The organism is Pseudomonas sp. C 49-2, assembly GCF_003970195.1.
Classification (GTDB): domain Bacteria; phylum Pseudomonadota; class Gammaproteobacteria; order Pseudomonadales; family Pseudomonadaceae; genus Aquipseudomonas; species Aquipseudomonas canadensis.
In genome coordinates, this window is sequence record NZ_RXYG01000011.1 from 188765 (window position 1) to 215213 (window position 26449).

30 protein-coding genes are annotated in these 26449 nt (G+C 59.5%); 14 read left to right on the forward strand and 16 right to left on the reverse strand.

All coding sequences use genetic code 11. The annotated features are described in order from the left end of the window. Positions 1-260: 260 nt before the first annotated feature. Complete coding sequence (htpX, locus tag EJ576_RS22070; protein WP_016978461.1) at positions 261-1148, forward strand: protease HtpX; 888 nt, start codon at positions 261-263, stop codon at positions 1146-1148. A gap of 56 nt (positions 1149-1204) precedes the next feature. On the opposite strand, the gene EJ576_RS22075 is transcribed toward htpX, so the two are convergent. Beyond that, entirely contained in the window at positions 1205-1861 is a 657-nt protein-coding gene (locus EJ576_RS22075) for a thiopurine S-methyltransferase (RefSeq protein ID WP_122725173.1), read from the reverse strand. A 103-nt stretch (positions 1862-1964) separates the two neighbouring features. Here EJ576_RS22075 and EJ576_RS22080 point away from each other — a divergent pair, with 103 nt between their 5' ends. Then, complete coding sequence (locus EJ576_RS22080; RefSeq protein ID WP_126571110.1) at positions 1965-2732, forward strand: class III extradiol ring-cleavage dioxygenase; 768 nt, start codon at positions 1965-1967, stop codon at positions 2730-2732. 79 nt (positions 2733-2811) lie between these two features. Here the strand turns inward: EJ576_RS22080 and EJ576_RS30070 are convergent, their stop codons facing one another. Both EJ576_RS30070 and EJ576_RS22090 read right to left on the reverse strand, forming a co-directional pair. Then, the gene (locus EJ576_RS30070; RefSeq protein WP_256656633.1) at positions 2812-3831 is read right to left on the reverse strand and encodes a hypothetical protein; all 1020 of its coding nucleotides are present in this window, start codon (positions 3829-3831) and stop codon (positions 2812-2814) included. Between the two features lie 236 nt (positions 3832-4067). Next, positions 4068-5741, reverse strand: coding sequence for a DEAD/DEAH box helicase (locus EJ576_RS22090; RefSeq protein ID WP_028615656.1), 1674 nt, complete (start codon positions 5739-5741; stop codon positions 4068-4070). Between the two features lie 422 nt (positions 5742-6163). On the opposite strand from EJ576_RS22090, the gene EJ576_RS22095 reads away from it, so the two are divergent. Beyond that, positions 6164-6955 carry a crotonase/enoyl-CoA hydratase family protein gene (locus tag EJ576_RS22095; RefSeq protein WP_122686705.1) on the forward strand — a complete coding sequence of 264 codons (792 nt, stop codon included), beginning with the start codon at positions 6164-6166 and terminating at the stop codon, positions 6953-6955. A gap of 35 nt (positions 6956-6990) precedes the next feature. Here EJ576_RS22095 and EJ576_RS22100 read toward each other — a convergent pair whose 3' ends face one another. After that, complete coding sequence (locus tag EJ576_RS22100) at positions 6991-7746, reverse strand: spermidine synthase (RefSeq protein ID WP_068932292.1); 756 nt, start codon at positions 7744-7746, stop codon at positions 6991-6993. A gap of 124 nt (positions 7747-7870) precedes the next feature. On the opposite strand from EJ576_RS22100, the gene EJ576_RS22105 reads away from it, so the two are divergent. Then, positions 7871-9217: a class II 3-deoxy-7-phosphoheptulonate synthase gene (locus EJ576_RS22105; protein ID WP_126571111.1), complete on the forward strand. Its 1347-nt coding sequence runs from the start codon at positions 7871-7873 to the stop codon at positions 9215-9217. Positions 9218-9279: 62 nt separating this feature from the next. On the opposite strand, the gene EJ576_RS22110 is transcribed toward EJ576_RS22105, so the two are convergent. Continuing rightward, positions 9280-10494: a winged helix-turn-helix domain-containing protein gene (locus EJ576_RS22110; protein WP_126571112.1), complete on the reverse strand. Its 1215-nt coding sequence runs from the start codon at positions 10492-10494 to the stop codon at positions 9280-9282. A gap of 45 nt (positions 10495-10539) precedes the next feature. Next, positions 10540-10746, reverse strand: coding sequence for a DUF1127 domain-containing protein (locus EJ576_RS22115; protein ID WP_028615652.1), 207 nt, complete (start codon positions 10744-10746; stop codon positions 10540-10542). 70 nt (positions 10747-10816) lie between these two features. Between EJ576_RS22115 and EJ576_RS22120 the strand changes: the two genes are divergently transcribed. Further along, entirely contained in the window at positions 10817-11698 is an 882-nt protein-coding gene (locus tag EJ576_RS22120) for a LysR family transcriptional regulator (RefSeq protein ID WP_016975384.1), read from the forward strand. Here the strand turns inward: EJ576_RS22120 and EJ576_RS22125 are convergent. After that, on the reverse strand, positions 11688-12437 hold the full coding sequence (locus EJ576_RS22125) for a sulfite exporter TauE/SafE family protein (RefSeq protein WP_028615650.1): 750 nt from the start codon (positions 12435-12437) through the stop codon (positions 11688-11690). The genes EJ576_RS22120 and EJ576_RS22125 overlap by 11 nt on opposite strands. Before the next feature lie 109 nt (positions 12438-12546). Between EJ576_RS22125 and EJ576_RS22130 the strand changes: the two genes are divergently transcribed. The 4 genes from EJ576_RS22130 to EJ576_RS22145 all read left to right on the forward strand — a co-directional run bounded on the left by EJ576_RS22130 (position 12547) and on the right by EJ576_RS22145 (position 15702). Then, positions 12547-13497, forward strand: coding sequence for a LysR family transcriptional regulator (locus EJ576_RS22130; protein ID WP_122725166.1), 951 nt, complete (start codon positions 12547-12549; stop codon positions 13495-13497). A gap of 80 nt (positions 13498-13577) precedes the next feature. Further along, positions 13578-14030 carry a MarR family winged helix-turn-helix transcriptional regulator gene (locus EJ576_RS22135; protein WP_122725164.1) on the forward strand — a complete coding sequence of 151 codons (453 nt, stop codon included), beginning with the start codon at positions 13578-13580 and terminating at the stop codon, positions 14028-14030. A gap of 207 nt (positions 14031-14237) precedes the next feature. Further along, positions 14238-14657, forward strand: coding sequence for an organic hydroperoxide resistance protein (locus tag EJ576_RS22140; RefSeq protein ID WP_010176159.1), 420 nt, complete (start codon positions 14238-14240; stop codon positions 14655-14657). Between the two features lie 28 nt (positions 14658-14685). Next, a complete protein-coding gene (locus EJ576_RS22145) occupies positions 14686-15702 on the forward strand; it encodes an alpha/beta hydrolase (protein WP_126571113.1) in 1017 nt (338 codons plus the stop codon). Positions 15703-15767: 65 nt separating this feature from the next. Here the strand turns inward: EJ576_RS22145 and EJ576_RS22150 are convergent, their stop codons facing one another. Together EJ576_RS22150 and earP are read right to left on the reverse strand one after the other, a co-directional pair. Next, positions 15768-16340, reverse strand: a complete 573-nt coding sequence (locus tag EJ576_RS22150; protein WP_122725160.1) for an elongation factor P — start codon at positions 16338-16340, stop codon at positions 15768-15770. A 49-nt stretch (positions 16341-16389) separates the two neighbouring features. Then, positions 16390-17523 (reverse strand): elongation factor P maturation arginine rhamnosyltransferase EarP, encoded by a 1134-nt coding sequence (gene earP / locus EJ576_RS22155; RefSeq protein ID WP_126571114.1) that lies wholly within the window; start codon positions 17521-17523, stop codon positions 16390-16392. A gap of 132 nt (positions 17524-17655) precedes the next feature. Between earP and EJ576_RS22160 the strand changes: the two genes are divergently transcribed. After that, complete coding sequence (locus EJ576_RS22160) at positions 17656-18024, forward strand: hypothetical protein (protein ID WP_028615644.1); 369 nt, start codon at positions 17656-17658, stop codon at positions 18022-18024. A 6-nt stretch (positions 18025-18030) separates the two neighbouring features. Then, a complete protein-coding gene (locus EJ576_RS22165; RefSeq protein WP_126571115.1) occupies positions 18031-18513 on the forward strand; it encodes a GreA/GreB family elongation factor in 483 nt (160 codons plus the stop codon). Between the two features lie 23 nt (positions 18514-18536). Here EJ576_RS22165 and cysB read toward each other — a convergent pair whose 3' ends face one another. The 5 genes from cysB to EJ576_RS22190 form a co-directional block, all read right to left on the reverse strand. Further along, positions 18537-19511 (reverse strand): HTH-type transcriptional regulator CysB, encoded by a 975-nt coding sequence (gene cysB, locus EJ576_RS22170; RefSeq protein WP_010211864.1) that lies wholly within the window; start codon positions 19509-19511, stop codon positions 18537-18539. Between the two features lie 103 nt (positions 19512-19614). Then, positions 19615-20115 carry a universal stress protein gene (locus EJ576_RS22175; protein WP_028615641.1) on the reverse strand — a complete coding sequence of 167 codons (501 nt, stop codon included), beginning with the start codon at positions 20113-20115 and terminating at the stop codon, positions 19615-19617. Between the two features lie 71 nt (positions 20116-20186). Then, complete coding sequence (locus tag EJ576_RS22180; protein WP_122725154.1) at positions 20187-21092, reverse strand: 5'-nucleotidase; 906 nt, start codon at positions 21090-21092, stop codon at positions 20187-20189. Between the two features lie 17 nt (positions 21093-21109). Next, positions 21110-22063, reverse strand: coding sequence for a putative 2-dehydropantoate 2-reductase (locus EJ576_RS22185; RefSeq protein ID WP_122725152.1), 954 nt, complete (start codon positions 22061-22063; stop codon positions 21110-21112). Continuing rightward, positions 22060-22446 carry a thioredoxin gene (locus EJ576_RS22190; protein WP_122725150.1) on the reverse strand — a complete coding sequence of 129 codons (387 nt, stop codon included), beginning with the start codon at positions 22444-22446 and terminating at the stop codon, positions 22060-22062. Before EJ576_RS22190 ends, EJ576_RS22185 begins: the two co-directional genes overlap by 4 nt. On the opposite strand from EJ576_RS22190, the gene EJ576_RS22195 reads away from it, so the two are divergent. After that, positions 22445-22879: a PilZ domain-containing protein gene (locus tag EJ576_RS22195; RefSeq protein ID WP_122725148.1), complete on the forward strand. Its 435-nt coding sequence runs from the start codon at positions 22445-22447 to the stop codon at positions 22877-22879. The genes EJ576_RS22190 and EJ576_RS22195 overlap by 2 nt on opposite strands. A 131-nt stretch (positions 22880-23010) precedes the next feature. Further along, positions 23011-24087, forward strand: a complete 1077-nt coding sequence (locus EJ576_RS22200; protein ID WP_016975370.1) for a 3-deoxy-7-phosphoheptulonate synthase — start codon at positions 23011-23013, stop codon at positions 24085-24087. Between the two features lie 64 nt (positions 24088-24151). Here the strand turns inward: EJ576_RS22200 and EJ576_RS22205 are convergent, their stop codons facing one another. Next, positions 24152-24433: a GNAT family N-acetyltransferase gene (locus EJ576_RS22205; protein ID WP_003189869.1), complete on the reverse strand. Its 282-nt coding sequence runs from the start codon at positions 24431-24433 to the stop codon at positions 24152-24154. 613 nt (positions 24434-25046) lie between these two features. On the opposite strand from EJ576_RS22205, the gene oprI reads away from it, so the two are divergent. Continuing rightward, the gene (gene oprI, locus EJ576_RS22210) at positions 25047-25298 is read left to right on the forward strand and encodes an outer membrane lipoprotei OprI (RefSeq protein ID WP_003172710.1); all 252 of its coding nucleotides are present in this window, start codon (positions 25047-25049) and stop codon (positions 25296-25298) included. A gap of 122 nt (positions 25299-25420) precedes the next feature. On the opposite strand, the gene EJ576_RS22215 is transcribed toward oprI, so the two are convergent. Beyond that, a complete protein-coding gene (locus tag EJ576_RS22215; protein ID WP_078047546.1) occupies positions 25421-26389 on the reverse strand; it encodes a L,D-transpeptidase family protein in 969 nt (322 codons plus the stop codon). Positions 26390-26449: the final 60 nt, after the last annotated feature.

Consider the following 26449-nt stretch of genomic DNA (forward strand, 5'->3'; position numbering starts at 1 on the left):
TCTAGCAACACTTCTCTGGCTTTTCCCCGTACAGGCCCTTCGCCGTCACTGAAAACGCCAGCGCCCCCCTGTATTCACGGGACAGCGAGGTACCGGCGAACCGATTCAGCCCTGTTTTCCCTATCGGAAATGCCCTTCAAGACTCTACATTCAGGCTGTAGGACACAGTTTGAAATAGTCGCTCGGTTGAATCACCCCATGCCGCACCTTATATACCCCGCAGTACGCGACATATTAAGCATGAGGAGAATTCTACAACCATGATGCGCATCCTGCTGTTCTTGGCCACTAACCTTGCGGTCGTGCTGATTGCCAGCATCACCTTGAGCCTTTTCGGCTTCAATGGGTTCATGGCGGCCAACGGGGTTGACCTGAACCTCAATCAGCTGCTGGTTTTCTGTGCGGTCTTTGGTTTTGCCGGCTCGCTGTTCTCGCTGTTCATCTCCAAGTGGATGGCGAAGATGAGCACCAGCACCCAGGTGATCACCCAACCCCGTACCCGGCATGAACAATGGTTGCTGCAGACCGTCGAGGAGCTATCCCGCCAAGCCGGCATTAAAATGCCTGAAGTCGGGATCTTCCCGGCTTATGAAGCCAACGCCTTTGCCACCGGCTGGAACAAGAACGACGCGCTCGTTGCGGTGAGCCAGGGCATGCTGGAACGCTTCTCGTACGATGAAGTGAAGGCCGTGCTGGCCCACGAGATCGGCCACGTGGCCAACGGTGACATGGTCACCCTGGCCTTGGTACAAGGCGTGGTGAACACCTTCGTAATGTTCTTTGCGCGGATCATCGGCAACTTTGTCGATAAAGTGATCTTCAAGAACGAAGGTGGACGCGGTATTGCCTACTTCGTGGCGACCATCTTCGCCGAGTTGGTGCTGGGCTTCCTGGCCAGTGCAATCACTATGTGGTTCTCTCGCAAGAGAGAGTTCCGTGCAGATGAAGCCGGTGCCCGCCTGGCCGGTACCGGGGCGATGATCGCGGCGCTGCAACACCTGCGCTCCGAGCAAGGCCTGCCGGTGCACATGCCGGACAGCCTGACCGCCTTCGGCATCAACGGCGGCATCAAGCAGGGCATGGCTCGCCTGTTCATGAGCCACCCACCGCTGGAAGAGCGTATCGACGCACTGCGTCGCATGGGCTGATAACCCGCAAGGCAAAAAAAGGGGCGATTGGATCGCCCCTTTTTTGTGGACAACATTTAGGCCTTGGTCAGCCGATAAACCCGCTCATCGAGCCGCGTGACACCCTCCTGCACAAACTTCCAGCTCTCCTCCAAGACGTCTTGCTCTTGCAGCGCCCGCAAGGTCCAGTCCGAACCGAACAACACCTTCACCTCATCATCAGTCACTGCAAACGGTGGCCCGGCCTTTTGCGTCTGGTCGTAATCAAGGGTGATCAGCAGCCCCTGGCAACCCGACGCCAGCAGGCGGCTCAAATGCTCGGCGTACTGCGCCCGCATCAGCGGTGGCAAGGCGATCAGGGCGGCGCGGTCATACAACGCGGCGCAACCCACCAAAGCTTCGGCATCCAGGGCGAAGAAGTCGCCGCACCACACTTCGATCAAATCAGCCTGGTACACCGTAAAGGCACTTCGCCGAGTGATACGTGGCACAAGGTTCTGCTCGCTGAAAAACGCCTCGACGGCCTGCTCTGACAGCTCCACGCCCATAACCCGCAGCCCATGACTGGCCAGCCACACCAGGTCCAGGCTCTTGCCACACAAGGGCACCAGCACCTTGGAGCCCTCAGCAACCGCCAGTTGCGGCCAATGTCGTTGCAGGTAAGGGTTGACCTCGGACAAATGAAAGCCGATCTGATTGCGTGCCCAGCGTTCCTGCCAAAACTTAGGCTCCATAGATCCTCCATAAAATTCGATCAAATGGTACTAAAACTTATATTAGATTTAGATCAATGATCTGACTGAAGATGGGCCCATGTTAACGCTCAGGACCCCCCTTATGCTCCCCAGCCTGTTTATCTCCCACGGCTCGCCCATGCTTGCCCTGCAACCCGGCGCCAGCGGCCCGGCCCTCCAGCGACTCGCTGCCGAGATGCCACGCCCGAAGGCAATCGTGGTGGTGTCGGCACACTGGGAAAGTCACGAACTCCTGGTCAGCGGCAGCGCCGCGCCTGAAACCTGGCACGACTTCGGCGGCTTCCCCCGCGAGTTGTTTGCCGTGCAGTACCCGGCACCGGGTGACCCGCAACTGGCAGCTGAGATTGTCGAGTTGTTGAAGGCCGACGGCTTGAATGCACGCACCGATGACCGTCGCCCCTTCGACCATGGCACCTGGGTGCCGCTGTCGCTGATGTACCCGGCGGCGGATATCCCGGTGGTGCAGGTGTCGTTGCCCAGTCGCATGGGCCCCGCCCTGCAGACCCGCGTCGGGCATGCCCTTGCCAGCCTGCGCGAGCATGACGTGCTTCTGATCGGCTCAGGCAGCATCACCCACAACCTGGGCGAGCTGGACTGGCGTGCGGGGCCTGCGAGCATCGAGCCTTGGGCGCGAGACTTCCGGGACTGGGTGGTCGATAAGCTGGCCGCCGACGATGAAAAGGCGCTGCACGACTACCGCCGCCAGGCGCCGAATGCCGTGCGCAACCATCCCAGTGATGAGCACCTGTTGCCGTTGTACTTTGCACGTGGCGCCGGTGGTGATTTCAGCATCGCGCACCAAGGTTTCACCCTAGGCGCGCTAGGCATGGATATCTACCGCTTCGGCTAACAGCGCCCATCGCAGGAATGGGACAGTCCGCAGGTGATAGGCACTAATGCGCTAGCCCGGCAACTACCCAGCCTGCGGTCTAGGCCTTCTTCTCATAACCCACTCCTTTAAAGGAGAAGTGGATTTCCTTTCCTACACCCGAGTCTTTGGTAATCTGCTGGGTACCTACCATCGAGTTCTTATACCTACCGTATAAACCGGTACTTTTGATTTCGCCCACTTTAACAACGCCCTTATCGTCTGTAGTAAAGGGCGCTGAAAAACTGCCGGTCGTTGCAGCAATCTGTGAACTTTTTTTTATCTTTGCGCCATAGTGTTCGACAAACCCAGTGTCTCTACCGGCCAGCGCAACCTTTCTGTCGACATAAAGGTCTTTGACGTGCTGTTTGGGACCCGAATTATTCGGATCCGTGACATCCTGAATATAAGCGCTCAACTTCTGGGGATCTTCAGGGGCTCGCACTATCGTCAGATTATACTTATGCCCAAACTTGAAATCGACCAATGTGCTATTGCTGGCACCCTTTTCCCCATCAAACTCAGCGCGACCCTGTGGCGCTTTGAAATGCGGACCGTGTCCAGAAAACACAACCAGCGCTTTGCCATCCCCACGTGGCTGCAGCCCTATATAGCCACGGCCTAGAGGCTTACTACTGTCGTCATTGAGTCCAAACATCATCGCGTAATAAATACCCGCATCCTTGCCTGTTTTTCTTTGAAGGCCTTCATCAATACTCATTGGAAACGTAATGTTGTTTAACCCAGGGGATGGTGCGGGAAGTGAGTAACTCACACCATACAGCCCATTCGGTGCTGTGGCTTCTTTCTTGATTTCGAGTTTTGGATCGCTCACCTTATCAAGCGCTGAGTTATGGCTTGTGATCGTTGATGGTACAGCGCCTGGGGTGGTTTCTTTTTTCAGGCGCACTAGTGCATCACTCAATAGGCTAGACCTCCCTGACGACGGAAGACTATTTTCATCTTCTTGGAAGTGATCAACACGCGGCTCGTCCTTCCTATTAACGGACGGTTGCACGGGAGGATGAATATCAGGCTCAGGCATTCTTGATGGGGGACGGTGTGTGTTATCAATGCGCATAACAGCTGCAGCCTCTTTCCAGTGAGTTCAATCATCACTCAACAGTAGTGACTCACTTACAAGCAGACTGTCAGACAGGTCACTCATGCGCTCGGATTTTACTTAAGCCTGATTTGATCATTACCTGACAACGAAAACCGACATTTCTGAACTGCGTCACTACAGTACGCCAGCCAAAAAAAATCCCCGAACCAGTCGGGGATTTTTTACTTGCGATCAATCAGCCCAAGGGCAGATCAATCTTCGCGGTAGCGACGCAGCTTCAGCTGCTTACCGGCAACGCGAGTGTCTTTCAGCTTGGCCAGCAGTTTTTCCAGACCGTCTTCCGGCAGCTCCACCAGGGAGAAGCTGTCACGGACTTGGATACGACCAATGGCCTCACGTGCCAGGCCACCCTCATTGAGGATAGCGCCCAGCAGGTTCTTGGCAGCGATACCATCACGCGCGCCCAGCGCGGTGCGGCAACGAGCACGGCCTTCAGCCAATGGCACCGGAGCGCGACGCTCACGATCACCACGGTCTGGACGGTCGCCAGTACGCTCTGGACGATCACCGCGTGGCGCGCTGTTCGGAACCAGTGGGCGTTCTTTCTCGATGGCTGCCAGCGTCAATGCTTGACCGTTGGTGGCTTTACGCAGCAGGGCTGCAGCCAGGGCACGCGGGGTGCAACCGATATCGGCGGTCAGGCGGTCCAACAGGTCGCCGTGGGTCGATTCAGCGTCAGCCACCAGCGGCGACAGGCTGTTGGTCAGTTTCTTGATGCGCGCATCAAGAACGGCCTGGGCATCCGGCAGGCGGACTTCGGCAACTTTCTGACCGGTTACACGCTCGATCACTTGCAGCATGCGGCGCTCACGTGGAGTCACCAGCAGCAGTGCACGACCTTCGCGACCCGCACGGCCGGTACGGCCGATACGGTGAACGTAGGACTCTGGATCGTAAGGCATGTCAACGTTGAACACGTGGGTGATACGTGGAACGTCAAGGCCACGGGCAGCAACGTCGGTCGCCACAACGATGTCCAGACGGCCATCCTTGAGGGAGTCGATCACGCGCTCACGTTGGTTCTGGGCAATGTCACCGTTCAGCGCAGCGGCTTTGTAGCCTTTGGCTTCCAGGGCGCTGGCCAGGTCCAGGGTCGCTTGCTTGGTGCGCACGAACATGATCAGGGCGTCGAAGTCTTCGACTTCCAGCAGGCTCAATACAGCCGAGGTCTTCTGGTCAGCGTGAACCAACAGGTGAGCCTGTTCGATCGCGGTAACGGTCTGAGTCTTGGTCTGGATCTTCACGTGCTCAGGATCGCGCAGGTGACGCTCGGCGATGGCACGGATCGACTGTGGCAGGGTGGCCGAGAACAGTACGGTTTGACGGGTTGGTGGCAGTGCCTTGAAGATGACCTCCAGGTCATCCATGAAGCCCAGCTTCAGCATTTCGTCAGCTTCGTCCAGAACCAGGTGGTTCACGGTCGACAGGACTTTCTCGTCACGACGCAGGTGGTCGCACAGACGGCCCGGGGTGGCAACAACGATCTGTGCACCATTACGGATTGCTTTGAGTTGTGGGCCCATAGGCGCGCCGCCGTAAACGGCCACAACGGTTACGCCTGGCATTTGCTTGGCGTAGGTTTCAAAAGCGGTTGCTACTTGCAGCGCCAACTCACGGGTTGGCGCCAGGATCAGGGCTTGCGGTTCGCGCTTGGCAGGATCGATGCAGTGCAGGATTGGCAAAGCGAACGCGGCAGTTTTGCCGGTACCGGTTTGCGCCTGGCCAATCATGTCCTTACCGGCCATGATGATCGGGATCGATTGCTGCTGAATCGCCGAAGGCTCTTCGTAGCCAGTCGCTGCGACGGCTGCAAGAATATTCGGGTTCAGATTAAAAGCGGCGAAGCCGCCGGTTTCCTGGGTCATGGGTCTGCCTCTAAGTGCATCCGCAAAGACCCATGCTCCAAAGCTGCGCATGCCGTGTTGAGACTCAAGAGTCGCCCTGGCTGCTTTGTCGGCGGGGATTTGCGAAAACGAATGAATGAAAAAGATTCGTCAAGGGAGAGTCCGCTGTGCGGACGTGCAGCCGAAGCTGACTTCGGGGAATTGCGCTACCTAAACGCGGCCCGGTTAAAGGCCGGCGCGCACTATACCGGAAATAGCTGAAAAAGGGAGCTTTTTTTATCGGAAAGTACCGATAAACCGCGCTGTGTCACAGTCTTTGCAGATAACACCGGCAAGGTCTATTTTTCAAAGGCCCGGCCCTGCTGGTCATAACGCTTAAACGGTTCACCTGACCTCTCAGACCTTTGGTCCGAAACCTTTTCCCGCGCCCGAGGGCACACCCGATGAATCAAGCCAGTAGCAGCCGCGTCAGCCGTGAACTCCAGGGTCATGTCTTGCTTTTGGGTCTGGACCGGGTCGCCAAACGCAACGCCTTCGACCTGGACCTGCTCAATGAGCTGAGCCTGGCGTATGGCGAATTTGATCGAAATACCGACGCGCGGGTCGCGGTGGTGTTTGCCCATGGCGATCACTTCACCGCCGGGCTCGACCTGGCCAATGTCAGCGGTGTGATGGCCGGTGGCTGGCAGCCGCCGTTGGGAGGTTGCGATCCCTGGGGCGTATTTGCCGGCCCACGCGTGAGCAAACCGGTGATCGTCGCGGCCCAAGGTTACTGCCTGACCATCGGGATAGAGCTGATGCTGGCCGCGGACATCAACCTCTGCGCCAGCAACACGCGGTTTGCGCAGATGGAAGTACAGCGTGGGATCTTTCCGTTTGGCGGCGCGACGCTGCGCTTTCATCAGATTGCCGGCTGGGGCAACGCGATGCGCTGGCTGCTGACCGGCGATGAATTCGACGCCCATGACGCCCTGCGCCTGGGCCTGGTGCAGGAAGTAATGGCCAGCGAAGACCTGCTGCCCCGTGCCGTCGAACTGGCCAACCGCATCGCCCGCCAGGCGCCGCTGGGCGTTCAAGCCACGTTGATGTCGGCGCGGTTGGCGCGGATGGAAGGCGAAACCGTGGCGGCAGCGGCGTTGCCGCCGATGGTGGATAAATTGCTCAACAGCGAAGATGCCAAGGAAGGCGTGCGGGCGATGATCGAGAAGCGGCCCGGCGTATTCAAAGGTATTTGAGTTGGCAGTACCAACGCCATCGTCGTGACAGGCGACTAAGTCGCCGGCCGAATCGCCTTGATCAGTGGTTGCAACGAATACCCAAGGCGCGGTGCCAAGGCTTCAGCGCGAGCGGAGAGCGACTCCAGGTCCAGCGCCTGATCCAGCTCCGACGGCACCAGCAAAATCACATTGCCCTCCTTCACCGGCAGTTCCCAGTAATGCCGGTGATACAAGCCACGTAACAACGCGGCGCCCAGAGGTTTGCCATCATCGGTGGCCCACTGGTTGATCACCAGCCAGCCACCGGGGTTGAGTTTTTTCTGGCAGCTTTCCAGGAAGGTCCAGGCCAGGTGCCCGACGCCGGGACCGACGTCGGTGTAGAGGTCAACGAAGATCAGGTCGGCCGATTCGGCACTGTCGAGCAATTGCAGGGCATCGCCAATGCGGATGTACAAACGCGGGTCGTCGTCCAGCCCCAGGTACTCGATGGCCAGGCGCGGTACGTCGGGGCGCAACTCGATGGCTTCCACGTCTTCCAACGGCAGGAACTTCAGGCACGCCTGGGTCAACGTGCCCGCCCCCAAGCCGAGGAACAGCGCGCTTTCCGGCTGTTCATGGCACAACGCGCCGATCAGCATGGCACGGGTGTAGTCGTACTCCAGCCAGCTCGGATCAGCGGTGAACACACAGCTTTGCTCGATGGCATCGCCGAACTCGAGAAAACGGTAATCGGCCACTTCGAGCACACGGATCATGCCGAAGTCATCATGGACTTCAGCCAACAGGCGCTCGACACGCTCCTCGGTCATCACTACTCCTAAAGGGTTTACCGCACGGCAAAAGCGCGATTGTCGGCCAACCGGCGGCAACAGGTCACGCACTAATTGCTGATAACATTGGCGCCCCACCGTCAATCAGCCAATCGAGTTCATGATGAGCCAACCCTGGAGCCCCGACAGCTGGCGCGCCCTGCCGATCCAGCAACAACCACAGTACCCGGACGCTGCGCACTTGTTGCAAGTGGAGCAGAACCTGGCCAGCTACCCGCCACTGGTATTTGCCGGGGAAGCCCGCGAGTTGCGTCGTCAGTTTGCCGAAGTGACCCAGGGCCGTGCGTTCCTGCTGCAAGGCGGCGATTGCGCCGAGAGCTTTGCCGAGTTCTCTGCGGCGAAGATCCGCGACACCTTCAAGGTGCTCCTGCAGATGGCGATCGTGATGACCTTTGCCGCCGGCTGCCCGGTGGTGAAAGTCGGGCGCATGGCGGGCCAGTTCGCCAAGCCGCGCTCGGCCAACGATGAAACCATCGACGGCATCACCCTGCCCGCCTACCGTGGCGACATCGTCAACGGCATTGGTTTCGACGAAAAAAGCCGCGTGCCGGACCCGGACCGCCTGTTGCAGTCCTACCACCAGTCCACCGCCACCCTCAACCTGCTGCGCGCCTTTGCCCAAGGCGGTTTTGCCGACCTGCACCAGGTGCACAAATGGAACCTGGATTTCATCGCCAACTCCGCGCTGGCCGAGAAGTACAGCCAACTGGCCGACCGTATCGACGAAACCCTGGCCTTCATGCGCGCCTGCGGCATGGACAGCTCGCCGCAACTGCGCGAAACCAGCTTCTTCACCGCCCACGAAGCGCTGCTGCTCAACTACGAGCAAGCCTTTGTGCGCCGCGACAGCCTGACCAACGATTACTACGATTGCTCGGCGCACATGCTCTGGATCGGCGACCGCACCCGCCAACTGGACGGTGCCCACGTCGAGTTCCTGCGCGGGGTGAACAACCCGATCGGGGTCAAGGTCGGCCCGAGTATGAACCCGGATGACCTGATCCGCCTGATCGACATCCTCAACCCGGACAACGACCCTGGCCGTCTCAACCTCATTGCGCGCATGGGTGCGGGCAAGGTCGGTGATCATTTGCCAGGCTTGATCCGTGCCGTGCAGCGCGAAGGCAAGCAGGTGCTGTGGAGTTCCGACCCAATGCACGGCAACACCATCAAGGCCAGCAGCGGCTACAAGACTCGCGACTTTGCGCAGATCCTGGGCGAGGTCAAGGAGTTCTTCCAGGTGCACCAGGCCGAGGGCACTTATGCCGGCGGGATCCATATCGAGATGACCGGGCAGAACGTCACCGAATGCATCGGCGGCGCGCGGCCGATCACTGAGGATGGCTTGTCGGATCGGTATCACACCCACTGCGATCCTCGGATGAATGCCGATCAGTCTTTGGAATTGGCGTTTTTGATTGCCGAGACACTAAAGCAAGTCAAACGCTGACCTTTGAGCGAACGGGCCTCTTGTGGTGAGCGGGCTTGCCCCGCTCACCACAAAAAGCCCGCTCACAACAACATTGCCACCCGCAACCTGTCGGCACTTGGCCGCTGGCAATTGAGCTGGACCTGTTCCAGTCCAAGCCAGTCGGCCATTTGCAGCAGGTTCGACGCCAGCGCCGCCATCCCCTCATCATCCAAGCCCGGTTCCTCCTCATGCACGGCGTGCACCGCGAGGCGCCCATTGGCGCGTTCGGCGCGCAGGTCCACACGCGCAGCAATCCGCTCGTTGTGCAGAAACGGCAGCACGTAGTAGCCGTACACCCGCTTGTCTTGTGGGGTGTAGATCTCGAGGCGGTAGCGGAAATCGAACAGTCGCTCAGTACGGCTGCGCTCCCAGACCAACGAATCGAACGGCGACAGCAACGCACTGGCCGGCACTTTGCGTGGCACTTTCGGATCGGGCAGGCAGTAAGCCAGCTGTTTCCAGCCTTGCACTTGGCAAACCCGCAGTTGACCGTCCTCCACCAGTTCGGCAAGACGAGTGCGGCTGTCGGCCGGATCGAGGCGGAAGTAGTCGCGCAGGTCTTTTTCAGTCCCCACGCCCAACGCGGTGGCGCTGTGCAGCAACAAACCACGCTGGGCTTGGGCTTCAGTCACAGCGGTTTGAAGGATATCGCTGGGGATGACCCGCTCCGGCAAATCATAGAACCGCTCAAAACCGCGTCGGCCGGCAACCGTGACCAAGCCGGCGGCAAACAGCCATTCCAATGCATGTTTTTCATCGCTCCAGTCCCACCACGGGCCGGCGCGCTCCTCACGAGTCGACAAACTGCCAGCCCCCAATGCGCCCTGATGCTCGACGGTCTGCAACACCCGCTGAATGGTGGCTTGCTGCTCACGGCCAAAACGCGCCATCTGCGAATAGATGCCCTGCCCCTGCTGCGCCCGCTGCATACGCCAGCGCATCAACGGGTACAACGCCATCGGCAGCAAAGAGGCTTCATGCCCCCAATACTCAAACAGCGAACGCCGTCGACCCTGGCTCCAGGCGGCCTGCTCAAGAATCGATGGGGAGTAGTTGCCCAAGCGGGAAAACAGCGGCAGGTAATGGGAACGTACCACGGCATTGACCGAATCGATCTGCAACACCCCCAGGCGTTCGATCATGCGGTTGAGGTGCACAGCCTTGATCAGTGCCGGCGCCTGGCGCCCGGAAAATCCCTGGGCCGCCAGCGCCATGCGTCGAGCTTGCTTGAGTGAAAAAGACAGATCGGCGGGCATGGGGGTCTCCGTGTGGGCTCGCCGACTACCCTACTGCATCCGCGATCATTTTCGCAGCGGATCCTGCCAGAAATGCAGGTGGCGCTCGTGCTCGACATCGCCGCGGCTGAGGCCGATATCCTTGAGCGCATCATCACTCAAGGTCGCCAGCATCTGGCGCTCCTCATGCAGCGCCTGCCACCGGACAATCTTGTGAACCAGCCCGGCAAACGGACGTTTCGCCATCAACACAAAACCTCTTTGACCTTTCATCTTCTCGCCCTCCAGTGGGGATGGCGCAAGTGTGTGCCTGGGCTTAAGATCAATCCAACGAATGTTTCTTATGCAATACATCTCAGAGATTGATCAATTGTCCAGCTTCCCGAGCATCGACACTGAAGTCCTGCGCACCTTCGTCGCCATCGCCGACCAAGGCGGTTTCACCCGCGCTGGCGAACTCGTAAACCGCACCCAGTCGGCGGTGAGCATGCAGATGAAGCGCCTGGAGGAAGACGTATTGCAGCGCAAGCTGTTCGAGCGCGATGGCCGGCAGGTTCGGCTGACACCCGAAGGCCAGGTGTTGTTGGGGTATGCGCGGCGCATCCTGAAACTGCACAGCGAGGTGTTCAACACCCTGCGTGAGCCGCACATGGTGGGATTGGTGCGCATCGGTACACCAGACGACTACGTGATGCGGTTCCTGCCGGGCATCCTCAAGCAGTTTTCCAAGGCGTACCCGCTGATCCAGATCGAGATGCACTGCGAGGCGTCCACGGTTTTGATGCAGCGCCGGGATTTGGCACTGACCGTTGTCAGCCGCGAGCCTGGCAATGAGATCGGTGAACTGTTGCGCACGGAGCGCATGGTGTGGGCGGCAGCGCCGTGCTTCTGCAGCGACGAGCACGACTCGCTGCCCCTGGCGATGTCCGGCACCGACTGCCTGTACACCCAGTGGGCCCGCTCGGCACTGGACGCAGCCGGACGCGATTACCGCCTGGCCTACCACAGCTCCAACGTGTCGGCGATCCAGGCCGTGGTCAATGCGGGCCTGGCGGTGATGGTCAGCATGGAAAGCCTGGTGACCGATGACCTGCGCATACTCGGCCGCGACGAGGGTTTCCCGCCATTGCCGTCAATGAATCTGCATTTGCTGCGTAACACGCGGATGAATTCGCCCATCACCGATTGCCTGGCGGACTACATCATCGAAGGTTTCAGACTTTAAAGGTCAGCATCACCGCGCACACCACCAAGAAGCCGCAGAACAGCCCGCGCAGTACGCGCTCTGGCAGGGCATGGGCGACTTTCACGCCCCAACTGATACTGAGCAGGCCACCGACGGCCAGGGGCACGCCGATCATCCAATCCACTTCCTGGTGCCAAGCGTAGGTCACCAGTGTCACCCCGGTACTCGGCAATGCCAGGGCCAGGGACAGGCCTTGGGCAACCACTTGGGTGGTGCCGAACACACTGGTCAGCACGGGCGTAGCAACCACTGCGCCGCCCACACCGAACAGACCGCCCATCGAGCCGGACGCCGCCCCCAGCACCCCGAGCCATGGCCATGAGTAACGCATCTGCGCCGTTGGTGGCGCATTGCGGGTGAACATGCGCACCAGGTTGTAGGCCGAAAGCGTCATCAGGAAGACAATAAAACCAATGCGCATCGCGCCAGCGTCCAGGCCTACCGCCCAGATCGACCCGAGCCAGGCGAAACTGAATCCCATGACGCCCAACGGCAGCGCATGGCGTAGTTCGATACGGTTGCGTTGGTGGTAGCGCCACAGCGCCAGCATTACGTTAGGCACCACCATCACCAGCGCCGTGCCCTGGGCCAACTGCTGATCCAGGCCGAACAACACGCCCAGCACCGGGATCGCGATCAGCCCGCCGCCAATACCAAACAGGCCGCCCACCGTGCCGAGGGCCGCGCCCAATACCAGGTACATCGCTAAATCCAACACCGCTTGTCACTCCACAATCCCAGGCCTTGCATGCTACGCAGTCGACGCTGGCACGGAAACGCACAGCAACGCACAATGGTTGTGCCAATCTCGCATAAGCGATCTTTCGATGAACCCGAATACCCTGACTGATCAACTGAGCCTGTTTCTCGACGTGCTGGAGACCGGCAGTTTTTCCGCTGCCGCACGCCGTCATCCGTTGACGCCCTCTGCCGTCGCGCGGCGTATCGACAGCCTGGAAAGCTCGGTGGGCAGCCGCTTGTTCCAGCGCAGCACCCACGCGGTGGTCGCGACCCCGGCGGGATTGGCCTTTGCCGAGCGGGCGCGGCGGATCGTCAGCGAATTGCAGTTGGCGCGAGCCGAGGCGGTGTCTTTGAGCCATGCTCCGGAGGGCCTGATTCGGGTGGATGCGCCGGCAGCATTTGGTCGACGGCACCTGGCACCAGTGATTGCCGACTTCCTGAATGTGTACCCCGGGCTGGACGTGCACCTGCATCTGATCGACAGCTTTGTGGACATGCAAGGCGCACACCTGGGCAAGGTTGATCTGGTGCTGCGTGCCGGGCATCTCGTCGACACGCGGCTGATCGCCACGCCCCTGGCGAGCATCGTGCGTGTCGCCTGTGCCAGCCCGGCCTATCTGAAAAGCCGTGGCACGCCAAACCACCCGCGGGAGCTGAGCGAACACGACGGGCTGGACTGGGATGGCCTGGCGCCCACGTTCGCCTGGCGCTTCGAACTGGATGGGCGCCGCGCGACCTATCGTCCACGTCGCATCCGCATGAGTGCCAACAACGCCGAAGCCTTGCTGTCCGGCGCCCTGGCCGGATTGGGCATTGCCCACTTGCCCACGTGGCTGGCCAGTGAATACCTGGTGCGCGGCGAATTGCTACCACTGTTTTGCGAAAATGGCCTGCCCAGCCCGGAAACCACCGGGATCTATGCACTGCGCCTAGAACAGCAACCCAACGCACGTAGCCGCTTGTTGCTGGAATACCTCAAAACCCGTTTCAGCCCCGTGCCGCCCTGGGACCTGGCCTTGCAAAGTGGCTTGGTCTGACCGCTCGGACAGAATTATCTGGCGCATTAAAGATTTGCCCGCTAGATTCCAGCGCAGATACGTTTTCCGGAGGCACCGCCATGAGCAAAAATCCCGACCCGTGCGAATCCCTGATGCTGGACAACCAGCTGTGCTTCGCCCTGCACTCCACCTCGCTGCTGATGACCAAGGTCTACAAGCCATTGCTGCAAGCACTGGGCCTGACCTACCCGCAGTACCTGGCCATGATGGTGCTGTGGGAAGAGGATGGTTTGACTGTCGGCGAAATCAGCAGTCGGCTGCTGACCGATCCGGGTTCGCTCACGCCGCTACTCAAGCGCCTGGAAGCTGAAGGCCTGCTCAGTCGCACCCGCAGCCGCGAAGATGAACGCGTGGTGGTCGTGGAATTGACTGACGCCGGCCGCGCCCTGCAGGACAAGGCCATGGGCATACCCCAGTGCATCCTCGGCGCCAGCGGCCTGGAGCTGGAGCAATTGCGCAAGTTGCAGGGCGACCTGATTGCCTTGCGCACCAACCTGCAAGCCAGCGTTTAGTCCCCTTCCCTTGTAGGAGCCGGCTTGCCGGCGACTGCGGTACCCCTGATACAACACAATCGCCGGCAAGCCGGCTCCTACAGATCACCGCCTAAAGCTGAAAAAATTTTAAAAATTATCTTGCGCGCAAAACATTAGCGCTATACATTCGCCTCACCAACTAGTTAGCGCGCAAACATTTAGCGCTAAAAACCTGAGGAAAACACCATGCAAACGCTCTATACCGCAGTAGCTACCGCCACCGGCGGCCGTGATGGTCGTGCTGTTTCCAGCGACAACATCCTCGACGTCAAGCTCTCCACCCCCAAAGAACTGGGCGGTGCCGGTGGCCAGGCCACCAACCCTGAACAACTGTTCGCTGCCGGCTACTCGGCTTGCTTCATCGGCGCTCTGAAATTCGTCGCCAGCCAGACCAAACGCAAAATCCCGGATGACGCCTCGATCACTGCCCACGTCGGCATCGGCCAGATCCCCGGTGGTTTCGGCCTGGATATTGACCTGCACATCAGCCTGCCCGGCCTGGCTCAAGACGATGCGCAAAGCCTGGTCGACGCCGCTCACCAAGTCTGCCCGTACTCCAACGCCACCCGTGGCAACGTCGATGTACGCCTGCACGTGACTGTCTAAATGACCTCGGCCGCCCCTGGAGAACGCAATGAACACAATTGGTAAAGCACTCACCGGCACCCTGCTCGCCCTGTCCGTCACCCACGCCTTTGCGGCGCCAGGTGAAGTTGAACACAACACCCAAGCCTTTCTGGATGTGTTGAACGCCGGCACCGGCAAACCGATGGAACAACTGACGCCCAAGGACGCCCGTGCTGTTCTGACCGGCGCCCAGGCGGGTGTGAAGCTGACCTTGCCAGCCGCAGATGTGAGCCAGAAGACCATCCAAGTCGATGGCAAGCCGCTGGACCTGACCATCGTGCGTCCGGCCGGGGTCAAGGGCACCTTACCTGTGTTCATGTTCTTCCACGGTGGCGGCTGGGTGCTGGGGGATTATCCGACCCATGAACGCCTGGTGCGGGACTTGGTCGTGGGTTCGGGGGCGGTGGCGGTGTTCGTCAATTACACGCCTTCGCCGGAAGCGCATTATCCGGTGGCGATCAACCAGGCCTACGGCGCCACAAAATGGGTGGCCGAGCATGGCCAAGAGATCAACGTCGATGGCAAGCGCCTGGCGGTCGCGGGCAACAGTGTCGGCGGCAATATGGCAGCGGTGGTCAGCCTGATGGCCAAGGACAAGGGCACCCCGGCCATCAAGTTCCAAGTGTTGTTATGGCCAGTGACCGACGCCAACTTCGACACCGGTTCCTACAACCAATATGCCGAAGGTCACTTCCTCACCCGCAACATGATGAAGTGGTTCTGGGACAACTACAGCACCGACGCCAAGCAACGCGCCGAGATCTACGCCTCTCCGCTGCGGGCCAGCATTGATCAGTTGAAGGGCCTGCCGCCCGCCCTGATCCAGACCGCCGGCGCCGACGTGCTGCGTGACGAGGGCGAAGCCTACGCCCGCAAGCTGGACGCTGCCGGTGTGCCGGTGACCGCCGTGCGCTACAACGGCATGATTCACGACTACGGTTTGCTCAACGTGGTCAGCCAAGTCCCGGCAGTTCGTTCCGCACTGCTCCAGGCCTCGGATGAGCTGAAGCAGCACCTGAAGTAAAAAGTAACGCCCACGAAAAAGCCCGACTCAAGGTCGGGCTTTTTTTCGTATCGGCGGGGCCAGAATTACTTCTTGGCGCGGCCTTTGTACGAACCGCCTTCGCGGGTGTCGATCTCGATCAGGTCGTCGATTTCGATGAAGTCAGCGACTTGCAGCTCGGTGCCGTTAGCCAGCTTGGCAGGCTTCATGACTTTGCCCGAAGTGTCGCCGCGAGCAGAACCTTCGGTGTAGGCCACTTTACGCACGATGGTGGTCGGCAGCTCTACGGAAACCAGGCGCTCTTCGAAGAAAATAGCTTCGCAGACGTCTGCCATGCCTTCTTCGATGAACGGCAGAACGGCTTCGATGTCTTCAGCGTTCAGCTCGTACATGGTGTAGTCGGTGGTGTCCATGAACGTGTAGGTGTCGCCGCTGATGAAGGACAGGGTCGCTTCTTTGCGGTCGAGGATCACGTCGTCCAGCTTGTCATCGGCGCTGTACACGATCTCGGTCTTGTAACCGGTCAGCAGGTTCTTCAGCTTGGTCTTCATGATTGCGCTGTTACGACCAGACTTGGTGAACTCAGCTTTCTGAACCAGCCAAGGGTCGTTTTCGAGACGGATCACTGTACCGGGTTTCAGTTCTTTACCAGTTTTCATTGCATATATCCGAAATTTGGATGGGATTTACAAAATTCAAGGTGGCGTATCATATCCAACTTTCATAAAACTGCACCAGCGCCGTCGCAAGATCGGCCTGCAAACCCTGTTCCAGACACCATGTTTCGGCGTGCAGATTCACTTCCGGCCAGTGTTCCAGCAGCATTTTCCACGGTTGGGCCATGTCGCCCTCCGTGTTCCAGGCCTGCCAGAGACCGATCAAAGCAGCGCTTGCCGCTGGAGACAAGTCGGCGGTGTACAGCTCCAGGAAGGCATCGAGTTTGTCGAGATGGATGTCTTCGTCCTGTCGGTAAATGTGCCAGAGCAGCGGACGCCCGGCCCATTGGGCACGCACGAACGAGTCTTCGCCGCGCACGGCATTGAAGTCGCAGCACCACAGCAAGCGGTCGTATTGTTCCTGGCGCACGAAAGCGATGACCTGCACCGTCAGCGATCCGCGTTGCTGGATATCCCCTGCGACCAGCCGGTCCACACCGAGCCAGCGCTGCACGTCGCCCAGGATACGTCCCTCGGGGACCAACAGATGAGTGGCACACCCGTCCGTCGATAACACGTCCAGCCAACTGGCCAGCCCCGCGTTTTCGTAGGCGAAAAGTGAGATCAGCCGCGCATCCAGTGCGGGAACTATGCCCAAGGCTTGCAGGAAGTCTTGCTGCGCGCCGGCATCCTGCTGAAACGCCCTACGCCGCTCCAGCAATCCCGACTCACGCAACAGACCGCCGGTGCCGGGTCGGAACCCAGGAAAGAAGAAGTACTTCTGCACGCCCTTGAATTTCACCGACGGCAGCCGATGACAGCCCACCACCCAGTCTTCGGCACTCAGGTAATCCAGGTTCATCCACAACGGCACACGTTCGCGCTCGGCCATGGCTTCCATATAGTCGGGCGGCAACTGACAGGCGAACGCGGCAATCACTACGTCGGCTGCCGGCGCCTTCACCCACTCGGCCGGCCAGTGGCGCACTTCGACGCCTTCCTGCCATTGCAGGTCTTGCTGCACATCGATTTGCGGGCACATGCGCTCGAATGCCCGCAGGTCATCGACCCACAGGCACACATCGCAGGCGTGCTCCGCCACCAATTGCCGAGCCAGGCGCCAGGTCACGCCGATATCGCCGTAGTTGTCGACGACGCTACAAAAAATATCCCAGCGGGCTTTCATTCCGGGCTCCAATGCTCAAAGGCTCGATTGTCCGCATAAATGCGCGGATGCAGAAGGCTTGATCGCGATTATTCTGCACAGTGGCTGTGCGACAATCGCCGCCACGCCGTTTATGCCCGCCAGGAGGCCATCATGTCCGATCGTCCGTTATCGCTGTTCAAGCTAAGCGCTGCTATCGCGTTTGGCGTGTGGCTGGGGTTTATCGCCCTCGCGCTGACGGCTTGGCTGGCCTCGCGCTACCTGTTCCCGCAAAGCCTGGCGCCGGTGGCCCAGGCCGTGCAGCAATTGGGCAAGCCAGCGGTGGTGGCACCTGAACCGCCAAACCGCATGTTCGAGCAGTACCAGCAGAACCTGCAGAAGCAGGAACAGCAGCAAACCCTGGACCAGGCCCGCAACAATGCGCGCAACCTGTCCAACCCCAAATGCCAGTTCTGGCTGCAACAGGACCAGAACGCCCCCAACGAAAAGACCCGGGCCAATGTCCTGCAATTCTGCGATTGATGACCAATGAATAAACATGCCGTACACCAGCTGGTATTAGAGAAGCTCACCCTCGATCTCGATATTGCCCAACGCGCAGCGCAGACCGCTTACGAAACCGCGACCCACGAAGAAAACATTGCGGAGAACAAATACGACACCCTGGGGTTGGAGGCTTCCTACCTGGCGGCGGGGCAAGCCAAACGCGTGGAGGAGATCAAGCAGGCGTTGGTGTTGTGCCAGAACATGCAAATGCGGGCCTTTGATGATCAACGCGGTATAGAAATTGGCGCGCTACTGGGGCTGGAAGACGAGAACGGTCGCCAGCAATGGCTGTTCTTGGCGCCAGATGCGGCAGGTTTGAAAGTGGATGTGGTCGGGCAACCGGTCACCGTCATCACCCCGCGCTCGCCGCTGGGCAAAAGCCTGCTGGGCAAGTTCGAAGGCGATGAGGTGGAGATTCTGGTGGCGGGCGCTCGGCAACACTTCACGGTTACCGACGCCAAATAACCTGTAGGAGCGCATTCATTCACTTAATGGACGGGCAGCTCAACGCCATCAAACAACGCTTCCAGTTCCTGCTTGTTGTGGCACTGGATCGCCTTGGCCATGACTTCACGGGTCAGGTGCGGCGCAAATTTCTCGATGAAATCGCACATGAAGCCACGCAGGAAGGTGCCACGACGGAAACCGATCTTGGTCACGCTGGACTCGAACAGTTCGCTGGCATCCAGCACCACCAGATCTTTGTCGAGCGCCGTGTCGACCGCCATTTTGGCGACGATACCCACGCCCAGCCCCAGGCGCACGTAAGTCTTGATCACGTCGGCGTCGGCCGCAGTGAACACCACTTTAGGCGTAAGGCCGCGATGGCTGAAGGCTTCGTCGAGCTTGGAGCGGCCAGTGAAACCGAACACATAAGTCACGATCGGGTATTCAGCCAAGGCTTCCAGGGTCAACTTCGGCAGCTTGGCCAACGGATGACCTTGAGGTACGACCACGCAACGGTTCCAGCGATAGCACGGCATCATCACCAGATCACCGAACAGCTCCAAGGCCTCGGTGGCGATGGCGAAATCGACAGTGCCATCAGCGGCCATCTCGGCGATCTGCATCGGCGAGCCCTGGTGCATGTGCAGCGCCACATCCGGGTACTGCTTGATGAAATCGCGGATCACCGGCGGCAATGCATAACGCGCCTGGGTGTGGGTGGTAGCGATGGACAGGGTGCCTTTCTTCTCGTTGGAGAATTCCTGGGCGATCTGCTTGATGCTTTCGACTTTGCGCAGGATCTCGCCAGCGGTGGTGATAATGCGCTCACCGGCCGGGGTGACGCGGGTCAGGTGCTTGCCGCTGCGCGCGAACACTTCGACGCCCAGCTCGTCTTCGAGCAGGCGGATCTGCTTGCTGATACCGGGTTGCGAGGTGTACAGGCTTTGAGCGGTAGCGGAAACGTTGAGGTCGTGGTGCGCCACTTCCCAGATGTAGCGCAGTTGTTGAAGCTTCATATGTGTCCCTCAAAGCAAATAGACGCCACGGGTATCAGCGACGGTATATAACTATATTAAAGGTTCGATGGATAAATCTAGAACTTTTTATCGTTTTCACCCATCACACGTCATCACTGCGGCGACGTTGCAATGAGGGCACCAGGTAAACCGGCACCGTAGACAGCTGCAGCACCCGTGCAGCGGTGCGCCCCAACGGGGTAGCCGCTGCGGTTGCATGGCTATGACTGCCGACGATCAACAGGTCCACGGAAAGTTTGCGCAGTTGGTCGAGAATCACCTCGCACGGATCCCCCTGGATCACCCGTACCGAGCGAATCAACTTCAGGTCTTGCTCGCCTTCCCCTAACTCCTCGCGAAAACTGTCCAGCACCCGTTGCTCGATCGTCGCCATCACCGTGGTCAGCCCCTGGCTCTGCCACTCATTCAGGGCCTTCTCATCAAGGTAGCTCTGTAACACCGATTCGGCGAACAGCCCAATGGGCTCGACCACATGGATCACATACAGGTCCGCCTTGAACGTTCGGGCCAGCGCCAGCGCATGTTGCATCACATAAGGCGCGTACAGACCGAGGTCTGTGGCGTACAGCATCGAACGGATCATAGAACCCCCTGGAACTGCCAGGATGGCGGAGATGAAATCAGCTTAGCAGTGCCTTGCTGACTTCGACTGACTTAGCACTTCAGCTCATTACTGATGCCATGGGGAACATGCCCGGTGGCGACGAACTCCATGGCCTTCTCGCAATGCCCGGCCTGGTCATCAAAAAACACATCGGCGGCGAAGGCTTCCAGGAATGCGGATTTTTCCAGGCCACCGAGGAACAACGATTCGTCCAGGCGGATATCCCACTCGCGCAAGGTGCGTATCACCCGCTCATGGGACGGCGCGGAACGGGCGGTGACCAGCGCGGTGCGGATCGGACAGGCTTCGTCCGGAAACTCGCGCTGCAACAGGTTGAGCGCTGCCAGGAACCCCTTGAAAGGGCCGCCATGCAAAGGCTGGCGCGCCGACTCCCGTTCATTGGCCTGGAATGCTTCCAGTCCGCCAGCCTGATAGACCCGTTCGGACTCATCGGAAAACAACACCGCGTCGCCGTCGAAGGCAATGCGCAGTTCTTCGCTGGAGGCGCGGTTCGGGCCGCCGGACAGAATCGTCGCCGCCGCAAACCCGGCATCGAGGGCACTGCGCACATCTTCAGCATGGGTCGAGAGAAACAGATGACAGCCAAACGCGGCCAGATAAGGATAAGGACTACGCCCGCCTACGAAAGCGGCGCGGGAAATGTCCAGGCCGTAATGCTGGATTGAATTGAACACGCGCAGGCCGGTGTCCGCGCTATTGCGCGACACCAGCACTACTTCGACCCGGGCACGGCCGAGGCTGGCATTGAGGCTGAGCAGCTTCTTGACCAGCGGGAAGGCGTCACCGGGCTCGAGGATTTCCTCCTCGTGTTCGATCTGGTACTGGCGATAGGTCTCGACCCCTTCGGCCAGGTAGACCTTGTGGCTGTCACTCAAGTCGAAGAGTGCCCTCGATGAAATCGCCAGCACCAGTTTGTCGCCCAAACCCTTTGCCATAATGTGTCCCCCCCGACTCAGCGGTTATGCCGATCAATGAAACTCAAGGCCTGGTAAAGCACCTGCATCCGCGGCAGTTCGCAACCTGCAGCCTTGGCGGCAGCGAGTGGCCTTGCGTAGATCGCCTCCAGTTCAAGCGGGCGCTTGTGCACGTGGTCGTGATACATGCTCGGCAGGTAGTCGTCCATGGTTTCGGTCATGGTGAACATCTGCTCGGCGTAACTCTTGGGGATTTCATGGCCGCAGGCGTGAGCGCCCTGAACCACTTCGGCCATCAGCGCCTGGATCAGCTCGCGGCTGGATTCGTCAGCCATCATCGCCGTGGTGCCTGTTCCGAGCAACACGGAGAGGCCGTTGTAGGGCACGTTCCACACCAGTTTGTGCCAACGGGCCTGATGCACATTGGCCATGGCCTGGGACTCAATGCCGGCCGCGTGAAACAGCGCTGCCCCGGCTTCGACAATCGCCTTTTGCGCATCCTCATCATTGGCCGCCGTGCCGCTGTGATAACCCAGGTTGACCCGGCCTAACGCCTGGTGCTCGATCACGCCGGGGGCAGAGCGGTGCACGCCGATGTAGCACAGGCCGCCAAGCAGGTGCAACGACGCTGGCAGGTGCTCACGCAGGCTGTCTTCGACATCGAGGCCGTTTTGCAGCAGCACCACCTTGGCGTCCGGCGCCGCCACTTGGGCGATGGTCGGGGCCAGGTCGACATTGCCGGTGGACTTGGTGCCCACCAGCAACCAGTCGCACGGCGGCATATCGGCGGCGCGGGCATATGCCTGCACCGGGTGCAGGTGCAAAGGGCCATGCACCGTGCTATTCAGTTGCAGGCCGTGCTCGCTGACCGCCGCGTATTCACTGCGCAACAGGAAGTGCACATCGAAACCGGCACGCGCCAGCATCAATCCATAAAAACCACCGATGGCGCCGGTGCCGATGATGCCAATGCGGGGTGCTTGTGCGGTCATGGCAGATCCTCTGGAGTGCGGGTAAGCGCTTGATGGATGGAGTCGTTTAGATCAGTAGGTGTAAGACGCGTCTGTAATTGCCCGAGGAATTGACCCTCGCACACCACGAACAACGCCGGCAAATGAAAGATCTGGTAACGTTCGACCGCGCCACCGTTGTGCCCGGCGTCCACCCAGCACACGCGGTCAACCGGCAACGGCCAGCCTGGTAATTGCTGGCGTGCCCAACGGCAACTGGAACAACCCACGCTGGTAAACACAACCAGCGAAATACCTGGCAATCCCAGCAATTGCTGGTCAATATCCAGGTCGGTCAATTCCAGTTCCTTCACTATACTGCTGCCACCGCCGTCAATTGGACGGTGCTCGGAGTCCGTGTACATGGGTCGTTTTTTACCTCACCCTGATGATGTCGCTGTCGAGTTAATCCAACGTCCCTCTCCTGCCATCCCCCGCCAACGCCTGCACACGGCCGGCTTGGGCGGCATCGCTTGCCATTGGCCACGTGCCTGGCGCGAAGGCACGGCGGTTGATCTGCATATTCCCTCCCTCGGCGCCAGCGCGCGTTATCCGGGCTACGTGGCATGGTGCCGCAAGGTGGAGAACGGCTACCGTGTCGGTGTCTCGTTTACCGATGAACATGCGCTGTTTGGTGCACGAATGGGTGAGCAAGCATGCCGGATAGAGCGCTACTGCCGCCAGCACGAAGACGCCGAACCCACTCCCCAGCAACTCGAAGCCTTGGCCCGCGAGTGGGTATCGCGCCATGCCAGCGAGTTCTCCCATGAGGCCTTTGTGGCGCCAGCGCTGGATTAAAGCGGGCTTTGCCCATTGTCGCGGGCCCGTGTTACGCGCTAAGGTTCCTCCCCCCTGCATTCAAATCATGCTGTGCTCCGCCGCACGGGGATGGCTGGCGGCCGGCACCCGTGACCCTGACGAGTAACACGATGGCTGATTTACCGATCAATGACCTAAACGTCGAATCCAACGAGACCCTGATCACGCCCGATCAGCTCAAGCGCGAGATCCCTCTGAGCGACGCTGCCCTGCAGACCGTCACCAAGGGCCGCGAAGTCATCCGTGACATTCTCGACGGCACTGACCACCGCCTGTTTGTCGTCATCGGGCCTTGCTCGATCCACGACCTCAAGGCTGCCCACGAGTACGCCGAGCGCCTCAAAGTGCTGGCGGCGGAAGTGTCCGACACCCTCTACCTGGTGATGCGCGTCTATTTTGAAAAACCGCGCACCACCGTCGGCTGGAAAGGCTTGATCAACGACCCGTACCTGGACGACTCGTTCAAGATCCAGGACGGCTTGCACATCGGTCGTCAGTTGCTGCTGGACCTGGCCGAGATGGGCCTGCCCACCGCCACCGAAGCCCTGGACCCGATCTCCCCGCAGTACCTGCAGGACCTGATCAGTTGGTCGGCCATCGGCGCACGCACCACTGAATCCCAGACTCACCGTGAAATGGCGTCCGGCCTGTCTTCGGCCGTGGGCTTCAAGAACGGCACCGACGGTGGCCTGACCGTGGCGATCAACGCGCTGCAATCGGTCTCCAGCCCGCACCGTTTCCTGGGTATCAACCAGGAAGGTGGCGTGTCCATCGTCACCACCAAGGGCAACGCCTACGGTCACGTGGTGCTGCGCGGCGGCAACGGCAAGCCCAACTATGATTCGGTCAGTGTTGCGCTGTGCGAACAGGCACTGAACAAGGCCAAGATCAAGCCGAACATCATGGTCGATTGCAGCCACGCCAACTCCAACAAGGACCCGGCCCTGCAGCCGCTGGTGATGGAGAACGTCGCCAACCAGATCCTGGAAGGCAACCAGTCGATCATCGGCCTGATGGTCGAGAGCCATCTGAACTGGGGCTGCCAGGCGATTCCTAAAGACCTGGCCGACTTGCAGTATGGCGTGTCGATCACCGATGCCTGCATCGACTGGGCCGCCACCGAAAACACCCTGCGCAGCATGCATGCCAAGCTCAAGGACGTTCTGCCTAAACGCAAACGCACCTGACTTTAAACTGCGCACACAAAAACGCCGGGCTAAGCCCGGCGTTTTTCATGGTGTTGTTTACGGTTTACAGCTTCGCGGCATGGCGCTGATGGCGCTCCATGTAGCGTTCGACATAGGAGCAGGACGGGATCACCGTGTAGCCAGCCTCTTCGGCGAACTTCAAGGCCTCCTCGGTCAGTGCCGCCGCAATCCCACGGCCCCGCAGTGCGTTGGGCACGAAGGTCCGATAGATATCCAGGGTCTGTTTGCCGAGGTCCATATAGGTCAGATAGGCACGATGACCGTCCACATTGGTCTCGAACTGATGACCAGCCTGGTCATGGTGGATGGACAACGCCTCGCTCATCACTACTCCTCGCGGGTCTTGGTTTCTGACCCCTACCTTACCGATGTTTTTCCGGCGAAGGAACATCTACGCCACCCCGTGCCGGTTTCGACAACGAGAAAACCCTGAGCGCTTACAACCAGCACGTAGGGAATAGTAGGCACCAATCCTGAAATTGCTCAAGGCGCACTCGTCATCCCCTGCCGCTGGTGGATATAGAAAGGGCTCCGATCAACCTGGGATCGAAAGCCTGAACATTGCCGGCAGTTGAACCTTAAGACGAACAGGCGCTCTTAAAGTCACCTCTACATGCGTAAAAGATGCTGGGCAACGCAAAGCCAGGCTGAACGAAAGTGTCAGCGTGGATATATAAATTTTCATCTGTTTACAAGGCTTAACACATGCGGGCCGGCCCTTTCAGCCTGGATCCAATTCTTGCCTGTTTGAAAAAAATTGGACGGTTTTTATACAAACCTCCAAAAGATTAGCCAAAATAGATTCGGCGCGAGAATTTTTTTTGCTTCTTGCGCTACGTCAGTTTACTTACTACAAGTAATGGGTAGTATGTACGCCGGCTATTAGCTCACCCTGGGCGAACTAGCCATCTAATAGAAAGTCCTTGAAGGGGAACACGATGAACAACGTTCTGAAATTCTCTGCTCTGGCTCTGGCCGCAGTTCTGGCTACCGGTTGCAGCAGCGTCTCCAAAGAAACCGAAGCTCGTCTGACTGCAACTGAAGACGCAGCAGCTCGCTCCCAGGCCCGTGCAGACGAAGCCTACCGTAAAGCTGATGAAGCTCTGGCTGCTGCTCAAAAAGCACAACAGACTGCTGACGAAGCTAACGAGCGCGCTCTGCGTATGCTTGAAAAAGCTAGCCGCAAGTAATAATCCCTCGGGGTTGTTATCAAGCCGATCCATTTATGGGTCGGCTTTTTTATTGCCTGGGGTTTGTGCCCGAATCGCGGGCAAGAAAAAGCCCGCCGTAGCGGGCTGTTGATCAAACAGCGTTACTGCTGCAGATCGATCGGCGCACTGGCGGCCACCGAGGCTGCGCCAGGCACGCCGATTTCCGTCGGCAAGCCGTCTTCCGCCGCAACCACGTCACGCACCTGGTCCCAGTTCACGCGCAATTGGTTGGCCAAGTCTTCACGCTTAAGCAAAGCGTTGATGACGGCGGTGTGTTTGTCGACCACCGACGGCGTCCCGTCATCATTCAACGGCGTATGCGCTTCAAGGTAGACCTTGCCGCCACTGCGACCGAACTTGTAGGCGTCGTTGATGATGCGCACCGACGTCCCCACCGGCACCATGCCCGCCATCTCCAGCACGTTGTTGTTGAACATGCGGAAGCAGCCGTGGCTTGTACGCGTGCCGATACCAAATTTCATGTTGGAACCGTGGATCAGGTAACCCGGCGTACCCAGGGTGAACTTGAACGGGCCCAGCGGGTTGTCCGGACCGGCCGGCACCACGTTGGGCAACGGGTCGCCGTTGGCGGCGTGCTCGGCCTTGATCGACGCAGGCGGCGTCCAGGTCGGGTTGGGGGTCTTGGCAATGATGCTGGTGTGGGCGATCGGCGAACCCCAGCCTTCACGACCGATCCCCAGCGGAAACGTGTAGACCACGTTCTGGCCCTTGGGGAAGTAATAGAGTCGATATTCCGCCAGGTTGATCACAATGCCTTCGCGCGGGCCAGGCGGCAGGATGAAGCGCGTCGGCAACACGATCTCGGTGCCCGCTCCCGGCAACCAGGCATCCACGCCTGGGTTGGCCGCGACCATCTCCGAGTAACCCAGGTCATAGGTGGTGCCCAGGTCGGCAAAGGTGTCTTCGTACTTGGCCTTGATCACCTGGACCTGGCCGACGATGTCTTCACCCGGTGGTGGCAAGGGCAACTGCAGGGCTGACGCAGAACCGGCCGCACAGAGTGCAGCGAGAGACAGGCAGCAGGTGACGACGGAAAGGCGCGACAACATCCGGTAAATCCTTCGCAGAACGACGGGTAGGTAAACATCGATTGTATACGTGAAGCGCGC

What these genes read in the sequence shown, in the direction of transcription:
- cysB (WP_010211864.1), bottom strand. Translation starts at nt 19,511, where the DNA reads ATGAAGCTTCAACAACTGCGCTACATCTGGGAAGTGGCGCACCACGAC.
- EJ576_RS22075 (WP_122725173.1), bottom strand. Translation starts at nt 1,861, where the DNA reads ATGGAGCCTAAGTTTTGGCAGGAACGCTGGGCACGCAATCAGATCGGC.
- EJ576_RS22145 (WP_126571113.1), top strand. Translation starts at nt 14,686, where the DNA reads ATGAACACAATTGGTAAAGCACTCACCGGCACCCTGCTCGCCCTGTCC.
- EJ576_RS22160 (WP_028615644.1), top strand. Translation starts at nt 17,656, where the DNA reads ATGTCCGATCGTCCGTTATCGCTGTTCAAGCTAAGCGCTGCTATCGCG.
- EJ576_RS30070 (WP_256656633.1), bottom strand. Translation starts at nt 3,831, where the DNA reads ATGCGCATTGATAACACACACCGTCCCCCATCAAGAATGCCTGAGCCT.
- oprI (WP_003172710.1), top strand. Translation starts at nt 25,047, where the DNA reads ATGAACAACGTTCTGAAATTCTCTGCTCTGGCTCTGGCCGCAGTTCTG.
- EJ576_RS22215 (WP_078047546.1), bottom strand. Translation starts at nt 26,389, where the DNA reads ATGTTGTCGCGCCTTTCCGTCGTCACCTGCTGCCTGTCTCTCGCTGCA.
- htpX (WP_016978461.1), top strand. Translation starts at nt 261, where the DNA reads ATGATGCGCATCCTGCTGTTCTTGGCCACTAACCTTGCGGTCGTGCTG.
- EJ576_RS22080 (WP_126571110.1), top strand. Translation starts at nt 1,965, where the DNA reads ATGCTCCCCAGCCTGTTTATCTCCCACGGCTCGCCCATGCTTGCCCTG.
- EJ576_RS22095 (WP_122686705.1), top strand. Translation starts at nt 6,164, where the DNA reads ATGAATCAAGCCAGTAGCAGCCGCGTCAGCCGTGAACTCCAGGGTCAT.
- EJ576_RS22195 (WP_122725148.1), top strand. Translation starts at nt 22,445, where the DNA reads ATGGGTCGTTTTTTACCTCACCCTGATGATGTCGCTGTCGAGTTAATC.
- EJ576_RS22180 (WP_122725154.1), bottom strand. Translation starts at nt 21,092, where the DNA reads ATGGCAAAGGGTTTGGGCGACAAACTGGTGCTGGCGATTTCATCGAGG.
- EJ576_RS22105 (WP_126571111.1), top strand. Translation starts at nt 7,871, where the DNA reads ATGAGCCAACCCTGGAGCCCCGACAGCTGGCGCGCCCTGCCGATCCAG.
- EJ576_RS22090 (WP_028615656.1), bottom strand. Translation starts at nt 5,741, where the DNA reads ATGACCCAGGAAACCGGCGGCTTCGCCGCTTTTAATCTGAACCCGAAT.
- EJ576_RS22150 (WP_122725160.1), bottom strand. Translation starts at nt 16,340, where the DNA reads ATGAAAACTGGTAAAGAACTGAAACCCGGTACAGTGATCCGTCTCGAA.
- EJ576_RS22190 (WP_122725150.1), bottom strand. Translation starts at nt 22,446, where the DNA reads ATGTACACGGACTCCGAGCACCGTCCAATTGACGGCGGTGGCAGCAGT.
- EJ576_RS22185 (WP_122725152.1), bottom strand. Translation starts at nt 22,063, where the DNA reads ATGACCGCACAAGCACCCCGCATTGGCATCATCGGCACCGGCGCCATC.
- EJ576_RS22205 (WP_003189869.1), bottom strand. Translation starts at nt 24,433, where the DNA reads ATGAGCGAGGCGTTGTCCATCCACCATGACCAGGCTGGTCATCAGTTC.
- EJ576_RS22200 (WP_016975370.1), top strand. Translation starts at nt 23,011, where the DNA reads ATGGCTGATTTACCGATCAATGACCTAAACGTCGAATCCAACGAGACC.
- EJ576_RS22120 (WP_016975384.1), top strand. Translation starts at nt 10,817, where the DNA reads ATGCAATACATCTCAGAGATTGATCAATTGTCCAGCTTCCCGAGCATC.
- EJ576_RS22110 (WP_126571112.1), bottom strand. Translation starts at nt 10,494, where the DNA reads ATGCCCGCCGATCTGTCTTTTTCACTCAAGCAAGCTCGACGCATGGCG.
- EJ576_RS22100 (WP_068932292.1), bottom strand. Translation starts at nt 7,746, where the DNA reads ATGACCGAGGAGCGTGTCGAGCGCCTGTTGGCTGAAGTCCATGATGAC.
- EJ576_RS22165 (WP_126571115.1), top strand. Translation starts at nt 18,031, where the DNA reads ATGAATAAACATGCCGTACACCAGCTGGTATTAGAGAAGCTCACCCTC.
- EJ576_RS22130 (WP_122725166.1), top strand. Translation starts at nt 12,547, where the DNA reads ATGAACCCGAATACCCTGACTGATCAACTGAGCCTGTTTCTCGACGTG.
- EJ576_RS22175 (WP_028615641.1), bottom strand. Translation starts at nt 20,115, where the DNA reads ATGATCCGTTCGATGCTGTACGCCACAGACCTCGGTCTGTACGCGCCT.
- EJ576_RS22115 (WP_028615652.1), bottom strand. Translation starts at nt 10,746, where the DNA reads ATGAAAGGTCAAAGAGGTTTTGTGTTGATGGCGAAACGTCCGTTTGCC.
- EJ576_RS22135 (WP_122725164.1), top strand. Translation starts at nt 13,578, where the DNA reads ATGAGCAAAAATCCCGACCCGTGCGAATCCCTGATGCTGGACAACCAG.
- earP (WP_126571114.1), bottom strand. Translation starts at nt 17,523, where the DNA reads ATGAAAGCCCGCTGGGATATTTTTTGTAGCGTCGTCGACAACTACGGC.
- EJ576_RS22140 (WP_010176159.1), top strand. Translation starts at nt 14,238, where the DNA reads ATGCAAACGCTCTATACCGCAGTAGCTACCGCCACCGGCGGCCGTGAT.